We start from the raw sequence: 20365 nt of genomic DNA, 5'->3' as shown, positions 1-20365 counted from the left end.
CATGAGTCAGGTTGCCGTTGTCATTGGTGGGGGACAAACCTTAGGCGAGTTCCTCTGCCATGGGCTTGCCGCAGAGGGCTACCGCGTGGCGGTCGTGGATATTCAGAGTGAGAAAGCCGCCCGCGTAGCGGACGCCATCAACACCGAGTTTGGCGAAGGGATGGCGTACGGATTTGGTGCCGACGCCACCAGCGAGCAGAGCGTGATGGCGCTGGCCCGCGGCGTGGACGAGATATTTGGACGTATCGACCTGCTGGTCTACAGCGCGGGGATCGCGAAAGCGGCGTTTATCAGCGATTTCGAGCTGGGAGATTTTGACCGCTCGTTGCAGGTGAATCTGGTGGGCTATTTCCTCTGCGCCCGTGAGTTTTCCCGGCTGATGATCCGCGACGGTATTCAGGGTCGCATCATTCAGATCAACTCAAAATCGGGGAAAGTGGGCAGCAAGCACAACTCCGGCTACAGCGCGGCGAAGTTTGGCGGCGTCGGGCTGACGCAGTCTCTGGCGCTGGATCTGGCCGAATACGGCATTACCGTTCACGCGCTGATGCTGGGTAACCTGCTGAAATCCCCGATGTTCCAGTCCCTGCTGCCGCAGTACGCCGCCAAACTTGGCATCAAAGCTGAAGAAGTGGAGCAGTACTACATCGACAAAGTGCCGCTCAAGCGCGGGTGCGACTATCAGGACGTGCTGAACATGCTGCTGTTTTACGCCAGCCCGAAAGCCTCGTACTGCACCGGACAGTCGATTAACGTCACCGGTGGGCAGGTGATGTTCTGATCGAGCAGGGTGATGCCCTCACCCTCCCCCTCTCCCACCGGGAGAGGGAATATAACAAGGAGCCGATATGGTAACCGCACTCATCACCGTCGCCGCCCTCGCCTGGATCTGCCAGATGGCGTTTGGCGGCTGGCAGATCTACCAGTTTAACCGCGCCTTTGATGCGTTGTGTCAGAAGGGACGCGTCGGCGTCGGGCGTTCCGGGGGGCGCTTTAAGCCGCGCGTGGTGGTTGCCGTTGCGCTGGATGAACACAACCGGGTGAGCGATTCCCTCATCATGCGCGGCGTAACGGTGTTTGCCCGTCCGACCAAAATTCAGGCGATCAACGGCATTTCGCTGCATGAATTACAACCTGATGTGATCTTCCCCCATGATTCACTCTGTCAGAATGCACTATCATTAGCGCTTAATCTGAAACATGGATAATTTCGTTGTGAAAGTTATAAACTTGCGGAATTATCATTTCGCAACGTAAGGAGCGAAGCGCCTATGAAACCACGTCAGCGGCAGGCGGCCATACTTGAGCATCTGCAAAAGCAGGGAAAGTGCTCGGTAGAGGATCTGGCCCACTACTTTGACACCACCGGCACGACAATACGCAAGGACCTGGTGTTGCTCGAAAACTCCGGCGCCGTCATTCGTACCTACGGCGGCGTGGTGCTCAATAAAGACGAAGCCGACCCGCCTATCGACCACAAAACGCTGATCAATACTCACCAGAAAGCGCTGATTGCCGAAGCCGCCGTCAAATTTATCCATGACGGCGATTCCATTATCCTCGACGCAGGCAGTACTGTCCTACAGATGATCCCGCTGCTCAGCCGCTTTAATAACATCACCGTGATGACCAACAGCCTGCACATCGTCAATGCCCTGTCAGAGTTCGATAGCGAGCAGACCATCCTGATGCCCGGTGGCACCTTCCGTAAAAAATCGGCGTCGTTTCACGGGCAGCTGGCGGAGAATGCCTTCGACCACTTCAGCTTCGATAAGCTGTTTATGGGCACCGACGGCATCGACCTCAACGCGGGCGTGACTACCTTCAACGAGGTGTTCAGCGTCAGCAAAGCGATGTGCAACGCCGCACGGGAAGTGATTTTGATGGCGGACTCGTCGAAGTTTGGCCGTAAAAGCCCCAACATTGTCTGTAGCCTTGAAAGCGTCGATAAGCTGATTACCGACGCAGGTATCGATCCGGCATTTAAAAAAGCGCTGGAAGCGAAGGGCATCGACGTGATCGTAACCGGAGAGAAAAATGAGTGATTTTCTGTTAAACGCAGGCCGTCAGACCCTGCTGCTGGAGCTACAGGAAGCCAGCCGCCTGCCGGAGCGTCTGGGTGAGGATTTTGTTCGTGCAGCCAACACCATTATCCACTGCGAGGGTAAAGTGATCGTGGCGGGTATCGGTAAATCCGGTCATATCGGCAAGAAGATTGCCGCGACGCTTGCCAGCACCGGCACCCCGGCGTTCTTTGTGCATCCTGCCGAAGCGCTGCACGGCGATCTGGGGATGATCGAAAGCCGCGACGTGATGCTGTTTATCTCCTACTCCGGTTCAGCCAAAGAGCTGGATCTCATCATCCCTCGCCTGCAAGAAAAATCGGTGGCCCTGTTAGCGATGACCGGCAAATCCCGATCGCCGCTGGCGCTGGCCGCGAAAGCAACGCTGGATATTTCCGTTGAGCGCGAAGCCTGTCCGATGCACCTGGCACCGACCTCCAGCACCGTCAACACCCTGATGATGGGCGACGCGCTGGCAATGGCGGTGATGCAGGCGCGCGGTTTTAATGAGGAAGATTTCGCCCGCTCGCATCCGGCGGGCGCGCTTGGGGCACGTCTGCTCAACAAGGTTCACCACCTGATGCGCACCGACGATGCCATTCCTCAGGTCAAACTCGACACCAGCGTGATGGACGCCATGCTGGAGCTGAGCCGCACCGGGCTGGGGCTGGTTGCGGTATGCGACAATGACCGCCAGGTGAAGGGCGTCTTCACCGACGGCGACCTGCGCCGCTGGCTGGTGGGCGGCGGCAAGCTGGAGGCGCGGGTATCCGAAGCAATGACCCAGGGCGGACTGACGCTGAATGCCGACAGCCGCGCCATTGAAGCCAAAGAGGTGCTGATGAAGCGCAAAATCACCGCCGCGCCGGTGGTGGACGAGCACGGCAGGCTGTGCGGCGCGATCAACCTGCAAGACTTCTACCAGGCGGGGATTATTTAACCCTTCAGCCCCAGACGTTTCGCCAGCCTGTGGAGGTTGGCGACGTCCATCTCCAGCGCCCGCGCGCACGCCGCCCAGCTGCGGTTATTCTGCTCCAGCGCGCGGGCGATCATCTGACGCTGGAACGCATTCGTCGCCTCGCGCAGGTTTTCGTTCACGCTCTCAGGTATCACCGGCTTCACGGACGGCGTCGTTTCCTCATGCAGCGCGAAATGGCGCGCATGAATTACCACTTCATCCCCCGAACGCGTAGCCCGCGCCAGCACCACCGCGCGGTGAATCGCATGTTCCAGTTCACGCACGTTACCTGGCCAGCCGTAGCTCAGCAGGTGCGTCCTCGCACCGGGGCTTAGCACCACGCGGGAAAGCCCCATTTTGAGCCGACACTGTTCGCAGAAAAAGCCCGCCAGCAGCACCACATCCTCGCCCCGCTCGCGCAGCGGCGGCACCGTGAGCGGGAACACGCTCAGACGGTGGAACAGATCGGCGCGGAAATTCCCCGCCAGCACCTCTTCGCGCAGATCGCGGTTCGTCGCCGCCAGCACGCGCACATCCACGCGTAAGCTGCGATCGTCTCCCACGCGTTGAATATCGCCATACTGCAACACCCGCAGCAGTTTGGCCTGGAGCGAAAGGGAGAGTTCGCCAATTTCATCGAGGAACAGCGTGCCGTTATCGGCCATTTCGAACTTGCCGCTGCGGTTGCTGATCGCCCCGGTAAAGGCCCCTTTGACGTGTCCGAACAGCTCACTTTCCGCCACGCTTTCCGGCAGCGCCGCGCAGTTGAGATAGACCAGCGGATTCACCGCACGGGGCGAGGCTTCGTGGATCGCTTTCGCCACCAGCTCTTTACCGGTGCCGGTCTCCCCGAAGATCAGCACGTTCAAATCAGACGCGGCGACAATCTCAATCTCTTTTTTGAGCTGCGCCATGCCTGGCGAAAGGCCGATCATTTCGGTGTGCGCCACCTGCTCAAACGCCGTCGGGCTACCCGGAAGAATATTCTGGCTCTCCAGCTGTTCTATCAGCAGGGCGTTGTTCAGCGCCCCGGCCGCCAGCGCAGCAATCAGCCGTAGCTCTTCGTCGCTGAAGGTATCGAACTGATCCGGCGACATGCCGTCGAGGGTTAACGCACCAATCAGGTTCTGCCCGGCAAACAGCGGCAGGCCGATACAGGCGTGCACCTTCAGGCTCTCCTGCCCGGGGATCAGGCCGTCGTAAGGGTCGGGCAGATCGCTGTCCGCCGGGAAACGCACCACGTCACCCGCACGGGCGATGGTTTCCAGACGCGGGTGGCCCTCCAGGGTAAAGCGCCGCCCGAGTACGTCCTTCGCCAGACCGTCGATAGCCAGCGGAATAAACTGCCGCCCTTCGTAACGCAGCAGCGCCGAGGCATCGCAATCCAGCACGTGACGCAACGTGGAGATCAGCCGCTGAAAGCGGTCCTGATGACCAATACCGGTTTGCAGTTCTATGGCGATCTTCGCCAGCACATCTACGGAAAAGCTCATCTCTGCCTCACTGTCATTTTGACAATACATAGTGTCATATTGACAATTTTTAAGATAGTCAAAATGACTACCTATTTGGGAGCATCAAAATATAAATACATTATTTTCAATAATTTAAAAAGTTGGCACGCAACTTGATATATGACAGTCATCTTATTTGAAAACGCCGTATTAAGTTGAGGTTGCTATGTCTATTCTGGTTAAAAATAACATTCATTGGGTGGGTCAACGTGACTGGGAAGTACGTGATTTTCACGGGACGGAATACAAAACGCTGCGCGGTAGCAGCTACAACAGCTATCTCATTCGTGAAGGTAAAAACGTCCTGATCGATACCGTCGATCACAAATTCAGCCGCGAGTTCGTGCAGAACCTGCGCAGCGAAATCGATCTGAATGAGATCGACTACATTATCATCAACCACGCGGAAGAGGATCATGCCGGGGCGCTGACCGAGCTGATGTCCCACATTCCGGATACCCCGATCTACTGCACCACTAACGCCATTGACTCCATCAACGGCCACCACCACCATCCGGAGTGGAACTTCCACACTGTGAAAACCGGCGACACGCTGGATATCGGCAACGGCAAACAGCTGATCTTCGTGGAAACCCCAATGCTGCACTGGCCGGACAGCATGATGACCTACATGACCGGTGACGCGGTGCTGTTCAGTAACGACGCCTTCGGCCAGCACTACTGCGACGAACGTCTGTTCAACGACGAAGTGGATCAGACCGAGCTGTTCGAACAGTGCCAACGCTACTACGCCAACATCCTGACCCCGTTCAGCCGTCTGGTCACGCCAAAAATCACCGAGATCCTCGGCTTCAACCTGCCGGTGGATATGATTGCCACCTCCCACGGCGTGGTATGGCGTGAAAATCCAACCCAGATTGTCGAACTGTACCTGAAGTGGGCGGCGGACTATCAGGAAGACCGCATTACGATCTTCTACGACACCATGTCCAACAACACCCGCATGATGGCGGACGCCATTGCCCAGGGCATCAACGAAGTTGACCCGAACGTGGCGGTGAAAATCTTCAACGTGGCGCGCAGCGATAAGAATGAGGTATTGACCAACGTCTTCCGCTCCAAAGGCGTGCTGGTGGGTACCTCCACCATGAATAACGTGATGATGCCGAAAATTGCCGGACTGGTGGAAGAGATGACCGGCCTGCGCTTCCGTAACAAACGCGCCAGCGCCTTTGGTTCACACGGCTGGAGCGGCGGCGCGGTAGACCGTCTCTCCACCCGTTTACAGGATGCCGGTTTTGAGATGTCCCTGAGCCTGAAGGCGAAATGGCGTCCGGATCTCGACGCGCTGGAAATCTGTCGCCAGCACGGTCGCGACATTGCCCGCCAGTGGGCGCTTGCGCCACTGCCGGAAACCGCACCCGCCGCGGCTGTTGCGCCGGAAGCCGTAGCAGAAGCCGCTCCTGCCGCTGCCGACCTCGGCCCTTGCATGCAGTGCAGCGTCTGCCAGTGGATTTACGATCCTGAGCTGGGCGAGCCGTTGCAGGATGTCGCGCCGGGTACGCCATGGAGCGAGGTGCCGGACAACTTCCTCTGCCCGGAATGTTCCCTCGGGAAAGACGTCTTTGATGAACTGGCAACGGAGGCAAAATGAGCCACGGCATCGTCATTATCGGCTCGGGCTTTGCCGCCCGCCAGCTGGTGAAAAATATCCGCAAACAGGATGCTAACGTGCCGTTGACGGTAATCGCCGCCGACAGCATGGATGAGTACAACAAGCCTGATTTAAGCCACGTCATTAGCCAGAATCAGCGCGCCGACGATCTCACCCGCCAGACGGCGGGGGAGTTTGCAGAACAGTTTAACCTGCGTCTGTTTCCGTACACCTGGGTGACCGATATCGACGCCGACGCCCACGTGGTGAACGCGAAAGATAAAACCTGGCACTACGACAAGCTGGTGCTGGCGACGGGGGCATCGGCGTTTGTGCCGCCGGTTGAGGGCCGCGAACTAATGGTCACGCTCAACAGCCAGCAGGAGTATCAGGCCAGCGAGACCCTGTTACGCGACGCCACGCGGGTGATGATTGTCGGCGGCGGGCTGATTGGCACCGAGCTGGCGATGGACTTCTGCCGGGCGGGAAAATCCGTCACCCTGGTTGACCACGCGGCCAGCATTCTGTCAGCGCTGATGCCAGCAGAAGTAAGCAGTCGCTTACAGCATCGTCTGACCGACATGGGCGTGCATCTGCTGCTGAAATCGCAGTTGCAGAGCCTGAGCAAAACCGAAACCGGCATTTGTGCGACGCTCGACCGCAACCGCAGCGTGGAAGTGGATGTGGTTATTGCGGCGACGGGGTTGCGCCCGGAAACCGCGCTGGCGCACCGCGCGGGCGCAGAGATCAATCGCGGCGTGAAGGTGGACAGCTACCTGCAAACCACCCAGCCGGACATTTATGCCCTGGGCGACTGCGCGGAAATTAACGGCCAGGTGCTGCCGTTCCTGCAACCGATTCAGTTAAGCGCCATGTTCCTGGCGAAAAACCTGCTCGGCGGCAACGCCCCGGTGAAATTACCCGCCATGCTGGTGAAGGTAAAAACGCCGGAACTACCGCTGCATCTCGCAGGTGAAACGCAGCGTCAGGATCTGGACTGGCAGATAGCCCTTTCGCCTCAGGGCATGGTGGCGCGCGGCACCGATACTGCCGGTCAGATGCGCGCCTTTGTGGTCAGCGAAGACAGAATGAAGGAGGCCTTCGCGCTGCTGAAATCGTTACCTGCTTAACCCTCGTCATGCCGGGCGGCGCTCCGCTTACCCGGCCTACAGTACTGCCACGCTTACTTAACCTTTGGATTTTATTGTCCACCGCCCCGATGTCCCGGGGCTTTTTTTATGGCTACCCTTTCAGCGTCAGGAGCGCACCACCAGCGCGTCATAACCGCGCCAGCGGTAGTTCGCCATCGAGATCAGCCAGCAGGCGACAAACAGCCCGACCACCACAAATCCGGCATCGCCCAGGTTATCGTTCACCGCGCCAATCAGATCCCACACGCCGCCGCTGAGGGAGAACTTGTCCATCAGCAGACCCAGCGCTTCCAGGCCGCCGATAAACAGCGCCACTACCACCGAAGTGCCGGTGATGGTCATGTTGTAGTACAGCTTGCGCTGCGGCTTGTTAAACGCCCAGCCGTAGGCGCCCACCATCAGCAGGTTATCGAGCGTATCCACCAGCGCCATGCCGCTGGCGAAGAGCGCCGGGAAGATCATGATCGACCACACCGACATCCCGCTGGAGGCGCTGGCGGCGGAGATCCCCAGCACGCCGATTTCGGTGGCCGTGTCAAAGCCGAGGCCAAACAGGAAACCGACCAGGTACATCTGCCAGCTTTTATTGACGAGGCGGAAGGTTTTGCCGAACAGCCAGTTCATGACGCCACCCTGTGCAGGCAGCGTGATGTCGCCCTGCGCCGGCCTGCCGTGTTTCAGTGCCTGAAAACTGCGCCAGACGCCGCGCAGGATCACCATATTCACCAGCGCCATCGCCAGCAGGAAGGTGGCGGAGACGGCGGTGCCAATCAGGCTGCCGGTTTCGTGGAACCATGCCATGTTTTTCTGAAACGCCGTGGCGGTAGCGGCGATAGCAATGGAGGCCAGCACCACGATGGTGGAGTGTCCGAGAGAAAACCATGCGCCCACGCCGGACGGGCGCTTGCCCTGCTGCATCATCTTACGCGTCACGGTATCAATCGCGGCGATATGGTCGGCATCCACCGCATGACGCAGTCCGTAACACCAGGCCAGCAGGCTGGCCGCCATCAGCGCCGTACTGTCGCTAAAGGTGTGCCACGCCAGCCCCCAGGCCAGCAGGTTAGCCATCCCGAGAGCCAGCAGCAGGCACGCTGCACGAGGTTCATTGCGTAAAAGTCGTAACATTTTAAGTCCTTTGTGAACATGATCGGGCGGCAGCAACCACCGCCTGCCCGAAGGAGATCGCTCCGTCACCTGCGGGCAGGCGCGAAGGAAAAAGAAGCGTGAAATCAGAAAGGTAATGACGAAGGCGCGCGCGCAGCAGGCGGTTGTGAAGGACGCCGCCGCTGAAGCACACCGTAGAGAGCGACCGTCGGCGGGCATGCGTTGCCGCCAGTTCGCTCAGCCCTTTTGCCAGCGCATCGTGAAAGGCCCAGGCGCGCTCGCCGGGCTCCGCCCGCCAGGCCAGCCACTGCTGCCAGAACAGCGCAAGGTTATCCGTCTGGAGCGTCACCGGATGATCAACCCCTGCACAGCGTTCGGCCAGCGCCTCCAGCCGGCACGCGGCTTCGCCCTCATAGCGTTGCGTTTCAATGCCCAGCGCACAGGCCACGGCGTCGAACAGACGACCACAGGAGGAGGCCCGCGGCGCATTGATACCGCGCGACACCGCCGTTGCCAGCAGCGGCCAGTTTTGACGCTGTACCACCTCAGTTTCCGGGTACTGCTGCCAGTCAGGTACGAACGCCAGACAGTGGGCGAGCAAATTGCGCCACGGCTGTTTTGCCGCCAGATCGCCCCCCGGCAGCGCAACGGCTGGCAGACCGCCCAGCCGTTCGCAGTCGCGATAGTTCACCCGCAGGCACTCGCCGCCCCACAGCGCGCCGTTCTCGCCCATGCCGATCCCGTCCAGCGTCAGGGCAATAACATCCCCGCCGTCGAGCGGCCAGCCGTTCTCCGCCAGACACGCTGCCGCATGCGCATGATGATGCAGCACGGTCTCAACGGGCAGCGCCTGCGTCCGGGCCCACTGTCGGGCGTGGTATCCCGGATGGGCATCGCACACCACACGCTCTGGCTGGAAAGCGTAGATCTCCTGCATCGTCGAGAGCGCGCTGCGCCACTGCGCCTCTACGCCCTCGTCGCTCAGATCGCCAAAATGCTGGCTCAGCACCGCCTGGTTGCCACGTACCAGGCAGAAGGTATTTTTCATCTCCGCGCCGGTGCATAACATGGGCGGGATGTCGCGGAATCCGGCGGGCAATGTGATTGCATCCGGCACAAAACCGCGTGCGCGACGCAACATCGTGCCCTCCTGGTCCATCACTGAATCATCCATCCGTTGCAGGATGTCGCGGTTGTGCAGCAGGAAGCCGTCAGCGATGTCACTGAGTTCTTCCAGCGCCTGCTGGTTGTTTATGACGGGTGGATGGCCACTTAGGTTGCCGGAGGTCATCACCAGCGGACGCTGACAGTCCAACATCAGCAAATGCTGGAGCGGGTTCGCAGGCAACATCACGCCGACCGTATTCAGCCCCGGCGCAATCTCCTCAGGAAACGCTGGAAGGCAGGCTTTTGGCGTCAGCATAATCGGCGCAGCGGGTGAACGTAACAGCGTCTGGATGGCCTTCGGCAGATCGTTCGCATGCGGGATCATCACCGCCAGCGGCCTGGTCGGGCGCTGCTTGCGTGCCCGTAATTTCCGAACCGCCTGCGGGTTAAGCGCGTCGCAGACCAGGTGAAAACCGCCCAGCCCTTTGACCGCCACAATCCCGCCGCCTTCCAGCATCGCCACCGCCGCGCTTAACGCCGATTCGCGGGCAGCAGCAGCCTCCCCGGCTCGCCACTCCAGCTGCGGCCCGCAGTCCGGGCAGGCAACCGGCTGGGCGTGAAAACGCCGATCAGCCGGGTTGCGGTACTCCGTTTCACAAGGCACACAGAGCGGGAATGGCGCCATTGACGTGGCCGGGCGATCATAGGGCATGGCGCGGATAATGGTAAACCGCGGCCCGCAGTGGGTGCAGTTGATAAACGGGTAACGATAGCGGCGCTCGCGGGGATCGCGCATTTCAGCCAGACACGCCGGGCAGGTGGCGGCATCCGGTACGATTTGCGTATCCATCGCCCCGCGATCGCTGTGGCGGATGGTAAAGTCCTCAGGCATGTCCGCCCAGGTGAACGGCTGCGTTTCAACGCGATCGATGCGCGCCAGCGGTGGGCAGTCCTGATGCAGCCTCGCGGTAAAGTCCCCCCCATTACCCGCGAGACGCACCAGGACACCCTCTCCGTCGTTGCAGACATCGCCCACAAGCTTCAGCCGGTGCGCCAGCTGCCAGACGAAGGGCCGAAACCCCACGCCCTGCACCTTGCCGCGCACCCGCAGCTGAACGCCGTTGCTGCTCATACGGTTCAGAACAGCAGTGATGACGAGGTGTCGAACGCCGCGCGGCGACGTTTTTCGGCACTCATCTGTTCGAGCTTGTCTCGATCGACGCAGACCAGCGCGTGCGTCGGACAGGCTTCCATACACGCCGGACCGGCGTCGCGGTGGTAGCAGAGGTCACATTTATTGGCTTCGGCTTTCTCCGCGCGCACGCTCAGCCCGATACCGCTGTTGCGAACCACCGGGCGAACCACCACCTCCATCGCGCCATACGGACACGCCACCGCACAGGTTTTGCACCCGATGCAGCGCTCCTGCATCACATGCACGAAGCCTTTCTCGCGCTTAATCGCCCCGTTCGGACAGACGTTGGCGCACGGCGCGTCTTCACACTGGCGACAGATAGCGGCGGTAGAAATATTCACGCCTTTAATGACGTGGATGCGCGGCAGAAAGGTATCAGGGGTGAGAGAGGCGCAATCCTGCTCTGCCTGATGGGACACCACGCACGCCACTTCACAGGTACGGCAACCAATGCATTTGCTGGCATCGGCCATAATAAAACGGTTCATCTGCTTCTCCGGCATAACTGTTATGCGCGAAGCTATTCATAAACCGTGCCAATATTTAATGCGTTGATTTTAAAGCGAAATAAAAAGAAGTAGTTCTGTCATCGTCATTAGTGACGATGACAGATGTCGACGTCAGCGATGCGGGCCGTCAATGACGGAGTCGCGCAGGATAAGCTCGCCGGAGAAGGTTTGCTGAGGCTTAAACTCACCGCCGTCGAGCATGAAAATCAGGCGGCTGATGGTCTCCTGGATCATCTCCGTTACCGGAATACGCACGCTGGAGAGGGACGGCACGATATAGGGCGCGATTGCCACGTCGTCAAAGCCGATGACGGACACCGCGCCCGGCGTGGCGACGCCGCTCTCATGCAGCTGCCTGATGGCGCCAATCGCCATATCGTCGTTACTCGCCACCAGCGCGGTAAACGCTTCGCCGCGGGTGAGCAGCTGAGAGACCGCCGCCGCGCCGCTGGCCGGGCTCCACTTCCCTTCGGCGATCAGCGCGTCGCGAACTGCAATCCCGTGCTGCGCCAGCGCGTCCTTGTAGCCGGAAAGACGCTCCACCCCGGTGGGGGAATCCAGCGAACCGGTGATAAACGCAATCTCCCGGTGGCCTTTCGCGATCAGCTGCGATACCGCGTCCTGACACGACGCTTTATGCTCGGACCAGACGCTGTGGCTGCTGTTTTTCCGCAAACGGCGGTTGAGCACCATGATCGGCTGCTCGCATTTCTCAATGATCTCGTCCAGCGCTTCCACGCTCAGAAAACGCGGGTAGATGATCACCGCGTCGCAGCGCATGTCGAGCAGGTACTGGATCGCCTCGCGCTCCTCTTCGGCGCTGTGCTTGCCGTCCGCCAGGATCAGCTGGCGCCCCTTCTCTTCCGTCATCCGCGCGGCGTTAAACAGCAGCTCGCTAAAGTAGACCCCATGGTACAGGGTGTTCGTCACCACCAGCCCCAGGGTCTGGGTGCGTTTGGTCGCCAGGTTTCGCGCCAGCAGATTGGGGCGATACCCGCTTTCTTCGATGGCCTGAAACACGCGGTCTTTCGTCTCCTGGCTGACGTAACCGTTCCCCGACAGCACCCGCGAGACCGTCGCTTTTGACACGCCTGCCCGCTTCGCCACTTCCAGCATCGTGGTCATAGTGTTATTCCATTCAAAACTGATGAGCCGCAGTGTACTTCACCGCAGAAAAATTGTCGCAGCGGCGTTATCACGCTTTTTACGGCCACGAGTGATCGTCATCACGAAACTAAAAAATGAATAAAAAGCGATCTTGTTTCATTAAAAGAAACTCATGATGATTATGTGAAACCGGTTTCCTACACTTCACACAACGATAACAGGATCACATCCGATGGCAAAAAATTACGCTGCGCTGGCAAACGACGTTGTTAGCGCGCTGGGCGGTAAAGAGAACATCGTCGCCGTCACCCACTGCATGACGCGCCTGCGCTTCGTTCTGAAAGACGAAAGCCTTACCGACACCGCGCGCCTGAAAAGCATCAGCGGCGTGCTCGGCGTGGTGCGCAACGATAACCAGTGCCAGGTGATCATCGGCAACACCGTGTCCCAGGCATACCGTGAAGTGGTGAGCCTGCTGCCCGCTAACCTGCAACCTGCCGTAGCGGAAGGTCCACAGAAGCTCACGCTGCGCCGGATTGGCGCCGGGATCCTCGACGCGCTGATCGGCACTATGTCTCCGCTGATCCCGGCGATCATCGGCGGGTCAATGATCAAGCTGCTGGCGATGATCCTTGAGATGACCGGCGTGCTGGGCAAAGGTGACCCGACGCTGACGATCCTGACCGTTATCGGCGACGGCGCGTTCTTCTTCCTGCCGCTGATGGTGGCGGCTTCCGCAGCGGTGAAGTTCAAAACCAACATGTCCCTGGCAATCGCCATCGCGGGCGTGCTGGTTCACCCGAGCTTTATCGAGCTGATGGCCAAGGCCGCGCAGGGCGAGCACGTTGAGTTCGCGTTCATTCCGGTGACGGCGGTGAAATACACCTATACCGTTATCCCGGCGCTGGTGATGACCTGGTGCCTGTCGTACATCGAACGCTGGGTGGATCGCATTACCCCGGCGGTGACGAAAAACTTCCTCAAGCCGATGCTGATCGTGCTGATTGCCGCCCCGCTCGCCATCGTGCTGATTGGCCCGCTGGGGATCTGGATCGGCAGCGCCATCTCCGCGCTGGTCTACACCATTCACGGCTATCTGGGCTGGCTCTCCGTTGCCATTATGGGCGCGCTGTGGCCGCTGCTGGTGATGACCGGGATGCACCGCGTGTTTACGCCGACCATCATCCAGACCATTGCCGAAACGGGCAAAGAAGGGATGGTGATGCCGTCGGAAATCGGCGCCAACCTGTCGCTCGGCGGTTCATCGCTGGCGGTAGCGTGGAAAACCAAAAACCCGGAGCTGCGCCAGACGGCGCTGGCCGCGGCGGCCTCCGCCATCATGGCGGGGATCTCTGAACCGGCCCTGTACGGCGTGGCGGTACGCCTGAAGCGTCCGCTGATTGCGAGTCTGATCAGCGGCTTTATCTGCGGCGCGGTGGCAGGAATGGCCGGTCTTGCCAGCCATTCGATGGCGGCGCCGGGGCTGTTTACCAGCGTGCAGTTCTTCGACCCGGCCAACCCGATGACCATCGTCTGGGTGTTTGGCGTGATGGGTCTGGCAGTGGTGCTGTCGTTTGTGCTGACCCTGCTGTTAGGGTTTGAGGATATCCCGGTAGAAGACGAAGCCGAAAAAGCACGCGCCCTGCAAACCGCACCGGTACAGAACAAAGCAGCAGAAGCATAAACTGAAAGCGAGGTAAGAATGTCTGTTTTTCCACAAGGATTTTTATGGGGCGGCGCGCTTGCCGCCAACCAGAGTGAAGGGGCTTACCGTGAAGGCGGCAAAGGACTGACGACGGTCGATATGATCCCCCACGGCGCAAACCGCCTGGCGGTAAAAGTCGGCAAGGAAAAACGGTTTTCGTTGCGGGACGACGAATTCTACCCGAGCCACGAGGCGATTGATTTTTACCATCGCTACAAAGAAGACATCGCCCTGATGGCGGAGATGGGCTTTACGGTGTTCCGCACCTCGATTGCCTGGAGCCGCCTCTACCCGAACGGCGACGAACCGCTGCCGAATCAGGAAGGCATTGCCTTCTACCGCGCGGTGTTCGAGGAGTGCAAAAAGTACAACATCGAGCCGCTGGTGACCCTCTGCCACTTCGACGTGCCAATGCACCTGGTGACGGAGTACGGCTCCTGGCGCAACCGTAAGATGGTCGATTTCTTCGCCCGCTACGCCCGCACCAGCTTCGAAGAGTTTAACGGGCTGGTGAAATACTGGCTGACCTTCAACGAAATCAACATCATGCTGCACAGCCCGTTTTCCGGCGCGGGGCTGGTGTTTGAGGAAGGTGAAAACGAAGACCAGGTGAAATACCAGGCCGCGCACCACGAGCTGGTGGCGAGCGCGCTGGCGACTAAAATCGCTCACGAGGTGAACCCGGAAAATCAGGTCGGCTGCATGCTGGCGGGCGGTAACTTCTATCCCTACTCCTGCAAGCCGGAAGACGTGTGGATGGCGCTGGAGAAAGACCGCGAGAACCTGTTCTTTATCGACGTGCAGGCGCGCGGCAGCTATCCGGCCTACTCTGCCCGCGTATTCCGCGAAAAAGGCGTCGTGATTGTGAAAGACCCGGGCGATGACGAACTGCTGAAAAATACCGTCGACTTTGTCTCGTTCAGCTACTACGCCTCGCGCTGCGCGTCGGCGGACATGAACGCGGGCAACACCAGCGCGGCGAACATCGTGAAGTCCCTGCGCAACCCGCACATTCAGGTGAGCGAGTGGGGCTGGGGTATCGACCCGCTCGGCCTGCGCATCACTATGAACATGATGTACGACCGCTACCAGAAGCCGCTGTTCCTGGTGGAAAACGGTCTGGGAGCGAAAGATGTCATTGATGAAAACGGCGAGATCAACGACGACTACCGCATCAGCTACCTGCGCGAGCACATCCGCGCGATGGGCGACGCGATTGAGGACGGCGTTCCGCTGCTGGGCTACACCACCTGGGGCTGCATCGACCTGGTCTCGGCCTCAACCGGGGAGATGAGCAAGCGCTATGGATTTGTCTACGTCGACCGCGACGACGCCGGGAACGGCACGCTGGAACGGAAACGCAAGAAATCGTTCGGATGGTATAAGAAGGTGATTGCGAGTAACGGGGGGGATCTCGAGTAGCCTGTTGCCCTCACTCCAGCCCTCTCCCACAGGGAGAGGGAGATGGGTTTGGTAGGCCGGGTAAGGCGAAGCCGCCACCCGGCACTGCTCAGAGCGGAGAAAAACCTCCATCTCCAACCCACCCGGCAAGCCGTGAATACACCCCCTCCACCGCCTCTTTCACCGGCGGCGTCATCGGGTAATAAAACCCGACAATATCCGGCTGAATGCCCAAAAACAGCACCTCGCCCACGTCGTCTTTGATCTGATCCACCAGGTAGTTCAGCGGCATATTGTGGGTGGTCATCATAAACATCTCGGCGATGTCGTCCGGGTCAATCAGGCGGATCTCGCCGGGGTTAAGCCCCATATCGGTGGCATCGACGATTAACAGCCTGTCCGGATGCAGTTCACGGATGGCGACCACGTCGTTTTCCGGCGCGCTGCCGCCGTCAATCACCACCCAGTTGCCCGGCGGGTTTGCGGCGCACAGTTCCGCCAGCAGCGGACCCGCGCCGTCGTCGCCCATCATGCTGTTGCCGACACACAGTAAAACGTCAGTCACGTAATCTCCTCACCATCAGGTAGATGGCGCTCTCCTGATGAATATCGTGCAGCATGCCGAGCAGCGTTTTGCTCCACGCCTGCTGCGCCGGGGTTTGTACGCTCAGCGCCGCGTCAAAGGCGTTAGCGAGCATCGCAATGTGGTTGGCGTCGATGACGATCTCGCCATACTTCGGCACGCCCTCCATCTTGCGCCGCGCCGTACTGCCCTCCTCCAGCGTGGCGATCCACGCCAGGTATTCCGGCCACGGGCAGGTTAACGCCGCCTCCAGACAGTCGATCACCCCAAGGTGGTGCCCAATCGCCAGGCTGTAGTAAACCACCTGCTGCGCCGCATCCGGCGTGGCGTCGTTCTCATCAATAAACTTACGGCTCAGCTGGCTGAACACCACCGTTTCACTCATCGGATACGCGCCTCATCCACAATGTTGTTCAGGTTCGCCACGATCTCATTGAGACGCGGATCGTTTTCCGCCTCCAGCCAGCGCGCCACCTGATGGTCGCCCTGGCTGAGCAGACGCAGATAATCGTCGGCAATCTGGCGTCCGTAGCGGTAGCCCGCCAGCCTGCGTGCCGTGCGGTCGATCTTCACCCGCAGCGGCTGCACCATGTCCGGGTGCAGGATAGTGGCTGGCTGGTTGTCCAGCTCGCCTGGCTCGCGGGCGTGGATCTTCTGCTCCAGCAGGCCGAGCGCCATGGCAAAACCGTACAGCGTGGCGGCGGGCGTCGGCGGGCAGCCCGGAATGTAGACGTCCACCGGCACGATTTTGTCGGTACCGCCCCAGACGCAGTAAAGATCGTGGAAGATGCCGCCGCTGTTGCCGCAGGCACCGTAGGAGATGCAGATTTTCGGATCCGGCGCAGACTGCCAGGCGCGCAGCGCAGGCGAGCGCATCGCGCGGGTGACCGCGCCGGTGAACAGCAGGATATCCGCGTGGCGCGGGGACGGCACCACCTTGATGCCGAAGCGCTCGGCGTCAAACAGCGGCGACAGCGTAGCGAAGATCTCAATCTCGCAGCCGTTGCAGCCGCCGCAATCCACGCGGTAGACGTAGGCCGAGCGTTTGATTTTTTTCAGCAGCGACGCCTTCATGCTGGCGATGGATTCATCCACCGTCATCGGCACCGGAATGCCGTTAGCGTCGCGTGGGCCAAGTAAATTTTCCATCAGCTGGCCTCTCTCATGTGGCGGGTGATATCAATGCGGTCGGATGGCAGCAGGCACTTCTGTCGCTTGCACGCCGGGCAGGTTTCAAAGCTTTCACGGTGATGCTCCGCGCGGGCGTCGCCGTTGTGCTGCAGCAGCGCGATGGCGTAGTCGATCTCTTTCTGCACGGCGAACGGGCGCTGGCAGACGCGGCAGTGGCACAGGTCAAACCGCGACTGCTGCAGGAAATCCTCTTTCTTCCACACCGCCAGCTCGTACTCCTGCGACAGGCGAATGGCGACCGTCGGGCAGACCTCTTCGCAGCGGCCGCAGAAGATGCAGCGTCCAAGGTTAAACTGCCAGGCCAGCTCGCCGGTTTTAAGATCCGTTTCCACCGTCAGGGCATTCGACGGACAGGCGTTGACGCAGGCCGCGCAGCCGATGCACTGCTGCGGGTTGTGCTCCGGCTTGCCGCGAAAGTTTTTGTCGACCGGCATCGGCTCCAGCGGATAGCGGCTGGTCTGCGTGCCGGTTTTGATCACTTTTTTGATAAAGGTAAACATGACGAATCCTTATTTCAGCGGCGAGTTCTTACGTTCGATGCTGTAGCGCTCAAGCTCTTTGTACGGCACCACCTGGCTTTTCTTCTTGCGCACGTCCACGACGGTCATGCGGTCGGTGCAGGAGTAACACGGGTCGAGGCTGCCGATGATCAGCGGCGCGTCGGAGACCGTGTTGCCGCGAAGCATGTAGCGCAGGGTTGGCCAGTTGGCGTAGGTCGCCGCACGGCAGCGCCAGCGGTAGAGCTTCTGGTTGTCGCCGGTCATGCTCCAGTGGATGTCGTCCCCGCGCGGCGCTTCGGCAAAGCCGAGGGCAAAGCGGTTTGGAATGTAGGTGAAGCCCTCCACCATCAGCGGGCCGCCCGGCAGGTTGTCCAGACCGAAGTCGATCATGTTCAGCGCGGTGAACACCTCGTTGATGCGCACCTTCAGGCGGGAAATGACGTCGCAGCCCTGCTCGCTGTGCACGGTCATCGGCAGCAGGCCGTAGCCGACGAACGGGTGATCGGCACGCGTGTCGCGGGCGTGGCCGCTGGCGCGCACCATCGGGCCGACGTTGCTGAAGTCGCGGGCAATCTCCGGGTCAAGACGGCCAATGCCCACGGTGCGCTGCTCGATGTTGGGCGTGCTGAGCAGCATGTCCACCAGCTCCTGCACGTCCCGGCGCATCTGCTGCGCCAGCTGGCGGGTCTGGATCATGTCGTCTTTCAGCAGGTCGCGGCGGATCCCGCCGATCAGGTTCAGGCCGTAGGTTTTACGCGCCCCGGTAAGGATCTCCGCCATCTTCATCGACGCCTCGCGCACGCGGAAGAACTGCATAAACCCGGAGTCAAATCCGACGAAATGGCAGGCCAGGCCGAGGTTCAGCAGGTGCGAGTGCAGGCGCTCCACCTCCAGCAGAATGGCGCGGATCATCTGCGCGCGTTCCGGCACCACGATCCCCATGCCGTTTTCCACCGAGGTGGTGTAGGCGGTGCTGTGGGCAAAGCCGCAGATGCCGCACACGCGGTCAGAAAGAAACGTGACTTCGTTGTAGCCCATGCGGGTCTCCGCCAGCTTCTCCATGCCGCGGTGGACGTAGAACAGGCGGTAGTCGGCGTCGATAATGTTCTCGCCGTCGACGAACAGGCGGAAGTGGCCCGGTTCGTCAGAGGTAACGTGCAGCGGGCCAATCGGCACCACGTTATTCTTCTTGCTGCCCAGCTCGTTGATGAACTCGTAGGTTTCGCTGTCGGTGGTTGGGGCCGGGCGCTGGCGGTAGTCCATGCTGTCCTTGCGCAGCGGATAGAGTTCATCCGGCCAGTCGTCCGGCAGCACCAGGCGACGCTCGTCAGGCAGGCCAACCGGCATCAGGCCGTACATGTCGCGCACTTCGCGCTCGCCCCAGACGGCGGCAGGCACGCGCGGCGTGACGGACGGGTATTCCGGTTTATTCGGGTCGACCTCGACGCGCACGGTGATCCAGCACTTCTCGCCCTGCTCCATCGACATCACGTAGTACACCGCGTAACTGCCGCACAGCTGGCGCTCGTCGTTACCGAACAACACCGACAGCCAGCCGCCCTGCTGGTAGTAGAGAAACTCCACCACTTCCGGCAGATAGTTCACCTTAATGGTGACGGTGATCTGGTCTTTGGTTTGCCAGGACTCCTCCAGCACCACGCCCGGGAAAGCCTGATGCAACGCGGCGAGATACTGCTGACCTTTCTTTTCTTCAGACATAAACACTCTCTTTAATCACGCCACCAGCAAGGAGACGAACGCTAAAAATGCAAAACCAAAACCAGCCCAGGTAATGCGTGACGTTTCGACAAAACGCAGGCGCGCCATGCTGTTTTCAAACAGGGCAATGACCAGCACGCCGATAAGCAGCTTGAGCACAGCCACCACCACGGCCAGCAGCAGGCCGCCCGCAGAGAAGTGCGTCATCTGCCCCCACGGGAAGAAAACGCCGACGAACATCTGCAACACCACCAGCTGCTTGAGACTGATGCCCCACTTCAGCACCGCAAAGCCGTAGCCGCTGTACTCGGTGAGCGGCCCCTCCTGTAATTCCTGCTCCGCTTCCGCGAGATCGAACGGCAGCTTGCCCATCTCGATAAACGTGGCGAACGCGCAGGCGCAGAGCGCCAGCACCAGCGGGAGCGAACGTGAAACCGGCCAGTGGTAAACGGTGTCGGTGATAAAACTGATGTGGGTCGAGCCTGCAACCTGCGCGGCGACCCACAGCCCCAGCAGCAGAATTGGCTCAACCAGCACGCCGAGCATCGCCTCGCGGCTGGCGCCGATACCCGTAAACGGGCTGCCGGTGTCCAGGCCCGCAATCGCAAAGAAGAAACGCGCGATGGCGAAGAGGTAGATCAGCGTAATCAGATCGCCCAGCACCGGCAGCGGCGACGCCACCGTCACCACCGGCAGCGCGGTGGCGATGGTCAGCATCACGCCCACCATCACAAACGGCGTCAGGCGGAACACCCAGCCCGCGGCATCCGGCGCGACGCTCTGACGGGAGAGCAGTTTGAAGAGATCGCGGTACTCCTGGAGCACGCCAGGTCCGCGACGGTTGTGCAGCCGGGCGCGCGCCACGCGCGTGATGCCCGACAGCAGCGGCGCGGCGGCGAACAGCACCAGCGCCTGAAGAATTGCCAGTAACAGACTCATG

The 20365-nt window shown here is 60.3% G+C and carries 19 protein-coding genes; 8 read left to right on the top strand and 11 right to left on the bottom strand.

Going from position 1 to position 20365, the window contains the following annotated elements:
• Nucleotide 1 precedes the first annotated feature (1 nt).
• The 4 genes from srlD (at nucleotide 2) to gutQ (ending at nucleotide 3003) form a co-directional block, all read left to right on the top strand.
• Nucleotides 2-781 carry a sorbitol-6-phosphate dehydrogenase gene (srlD, locus tag ACOTX4_RS02695; protein WP_003862162.1) on the top strand — a complete coding sequence of 260 codons (780 nt, stop codon included), beginning with the start codon at nucleotides 2-4 and terminating at the stop codon, nucleotides 779-781.
• Nucleotides 782-848: 67 nt separating this feature from the next.
• Entirely contained in the window at nucleotides 849-1208 is a 360-nt protein-coding gene (gene gutM / locus ACOTX4_RS02690; RefSeq protein ID WP_023323656.1) for a transcriptional regulator GutM, read from the top strand.
• A gap of 63 nt (nucleotides 1209-1271) precedes the next feature.
• Entirely contained in the window at nucleotides 1272-2045 is a 774-nt protein-coding gene (gene srlR, locus ACOTX4_RS02685; protein ID WP_022651731.1) for a glucitol operon DNA-binding transcriptional repressor SrlR, read from the top strand.
• Nucleotides 2038-3003, top strand: coding sequence for an arabinose-5-phosphate isomerase GutQ (gene gutQ / locus ACOTX4_RS02680; RefSeq protein WP_015571677.1), 966 nt, complete (start codon nucleotides 2038-2040; stop codon nucleotides 3001-3003). The genes srlR and gutQ overlap by 8 nt, the downstream gene beginning before the upstream one ends.
• Here gutQ and norR read toward each other — a convergent pair.
• Nucleotides 3000-4514 (bottom strand): nitric oxide reductase transcriptional regulator NorR, encoded by a 1515-nt coding sequence (norR, locus tag ACOTX4_RS02675; protein WP_022651733.1) that lies wholly within the window; start codon nucleotides 4512-4514, stop codon nucleotides 3000-3002. The genes gutQ and norR overlap by 4 nt on opposite strands.
• A 187-nt stretch (nucleotides 4515-4701) precedes the next feature.
• On the opposite strand from norR, the gene norV reads away from it, so the two are divergent.
• Both norV and norW read left to right on the top strand, forming a co-directional pair.
• Complete coding sequence (gene norV, locus ACOTX4_RS02670; protein ID WP_022651734.1) at nucleotides 4702-6150, top strand: anaerobic nitric oxide reductase flavorubredoxin; 1449 nt, start codon at nucleotides 4702-4704, stop codon at nucleotides 6148-6150.
• Complete coding sequence (gene norW, locus ACOTX4_RS02665; protein ID WP_022651735.1) at nucleotides 6147-7280, top strand: NADH:flavorubredoxin reductase NorW; 1134 nt, start codon at nucleotides 6147-6149, stop codon at nucleotides 7278-7280. Before norV ends, norW begins: the two co-directional genes overlap by 4 nt.
• 126 nt (nucleotides 7281-7406) lie before the next feature.
• Here the strand turns inward: norW and ACOTX4_RS02660 are convergent, their stop codons facing one another.
• From ACOTX4_RS02660 to ACOTX4_RS02645, 4 genes are all read right to left on the bottom strand, one after another.
• On the bottom strand, nucleotides 7407-8429 hold the full coding sequence (locus ACOTX4_RS02660) for a HoxN/HupN/NixA family nickel/cobalt transporter (protein ID WP_023314717.1): 1023 nt from the start codon (nucleotides 8427-8429) through the stop codon (nucleotides 7407-7409).
• Nucleotide 8430: 1 nt separating this feature from the next.
• Nucleotides 8431-10647 (bottom strand): carbamoyltransferase HypF, encoded by a 2217-nt coding sequence (hypF, locus tag ACOTX4_RS02655; RefSeq protein WP_045331267.1) that lies wholly within the window; start codon nucleotides 10645-10647, stop codon nucleotides 8431-8433.
• A gap of 5 nt (nucleotides 10648-10652) precedes the next feature.
• A complete protein-coding gene (gene hydN / locus ACOTX4_RS02650; RefSeq protein WP_045331269.1) occupies nucleotides 10653-11198 on the bottom strand; it encodes an electron transport protein HydN in 546 nt (181 codons plus the stop codon).
• Nucleotides 11199-11330: 132 nt separating this feature from the next.
• Nucleotides 11331-12344 (bottom strand): LacI family DNA-binding transcriptional regulator, encoded by a 1014-nt coding sequence (locus ACOTX4_RS02645; RefSeq protein WP_045331272.1) that lies wholly within the window; start codon nucleotides 12342-12344, stop codon nucleotides 11331-11333.
• Nucleotides 12345-12558: 214 nt separating this feature from the next.
• Here ACOTX4_RS02645 and ascF point away from each other — a divergent pair, with 214 nt between their 5' ends.
• Both ascF and ACOTX4_RS02635 read left to right on the top strand, forming a co-directional pair.
• Nucleotides 12559-14010 (top strand): PTS cellobiose/arbutin/salicin transporter subunit IIBC, encoded by a 1452-nt coding sequence (gene ascF / locus ACOTX4_RS02640; RefSeq protein WP_045331275.1) that lies wholly within the window; start codon nucleotides 12559-12561, stop codon nucleotides 14008-14010.
• A gap of 18 nt (nucleotides 14011-14028) precedes the next feature.
• Complete coding sequence (locus ACOTX4_RS02635) at nucleotides 14029-15453, top strand: 6-phospho-beta-glucosidase (protein WP_045331277.1); 1425 nt, start codon at nucleotides 14029-14031, stop codon at nucleotides 15451-15453.
• An 88-nt stretch (nucleotides 15454-15541) separates the two neighbouring features.
• Here the strand turns inward: ACOTX4_RS02635 and hycI are convergent, their stop codons facing one another.
• The 6 genes from hycI to ACOTX4_RS02605 are packed head-to-tail and all read right to left on the bottom strand — an operon-like array spanning nucleotide 15542 to nucleotide 20364.
• Nucleotides 15542-15997, bottom strand: a complete 456-nt coding sequence (hycI, locus tag ACOTX4_RS02630) for a hydrogenase maturation peptidase HycI (protein WP_003862145.1) — start codon at nucleotides 15995-15997, stop codon at nucleotides 15542-15544.
• Nucleotides 15990-16400: a formate hydrogenlyase maturation HycH family protein gene (locus tag ACOTX4_RS02625; protein WP_003862143.1), complete on the bottom strand. Its 411-nt coding sequence runs from the start codon at nucleotides 16398-16400 to the stop codon at nucleotides 15990-15992. Before ACOTX4_RS02625 ends, hycI begins: the two co-directional genes overlap by 8 nt.
• Nucleotides 16397-17164: an NADH-quinone oxidoreductase subunit B family protein gene (locus ACOTX4_RS02620; protein ID WP_045331280.1), complete on the bottom strand. Its 768-nt coding sequence runs from the start codon at nucleotides 17162-17164 to the stop codon at nucleotides 16397-16399. The genes ACOTX4_RS02625 and ACOTX4_RS02620 overlap by 4 nt, the downstream gene beginning before the upstream one ends.
• Complete coding sequence (locus tag ACOTX4_RS02615; protein ID WP_008499573.1) at nucleotides 17164-17706, bottom strand: formate hydrogenlyase complex iron-sulfur subunit; 543 nt, start codon at nucleotides 17704-17706, stop codon at nucleotides 17164-17166. The genes ACOTX4_RS02620 and ACOTX4_RS02615 overlap by 1 nt, the downstream gene beginning before the upstream one ends.
• A gap of 9 nt (nucleotides 17707-17715) precedes the next feature.
• On the bottom strand, nucleotides 17716-19425 hold the full coding sequence (gene hycE, locus ACOTX4_RS02610) for a formate hydrogenlyase subunit HycE (RefSeq protein ID WP_032610027.1): 1710 nt from the start codon (nucleotides 19423-19425) through the stop codon (nucleotides 17716-17718).
• 15 nt (nucleotides 19426-19440) lie between these two features.
• The gene (locus tag ACOTX4_RS02605; protein ID WP_022651742.1) at nucleotides 19441-20364 is read right to left on the bottom strand and encodes a respiratory chain complex I subunit 1 family protein; all 924 of its coding nucleotides are present in this window, start codon (nucleotides 20362-20364) and stop codon (nucleotides 19441-19443) included.
• Between the last annotated feature and the right edge of the window lies 1 nt (nucleotide 20365).

Source organism: Enterobacter cloacae complex sp. IR5459 (assembly GCF_049238005.1).
GTDB lineage: Bacteria > Pseudomonadota > Gammaproteobacteria > Enterobacterales > Enterobacteriaceae > Enterobacter > Enterobacter hormaechei_C.
This window is presented reverse-complemented; position numbering and strand designations above follow the sequence as displayed.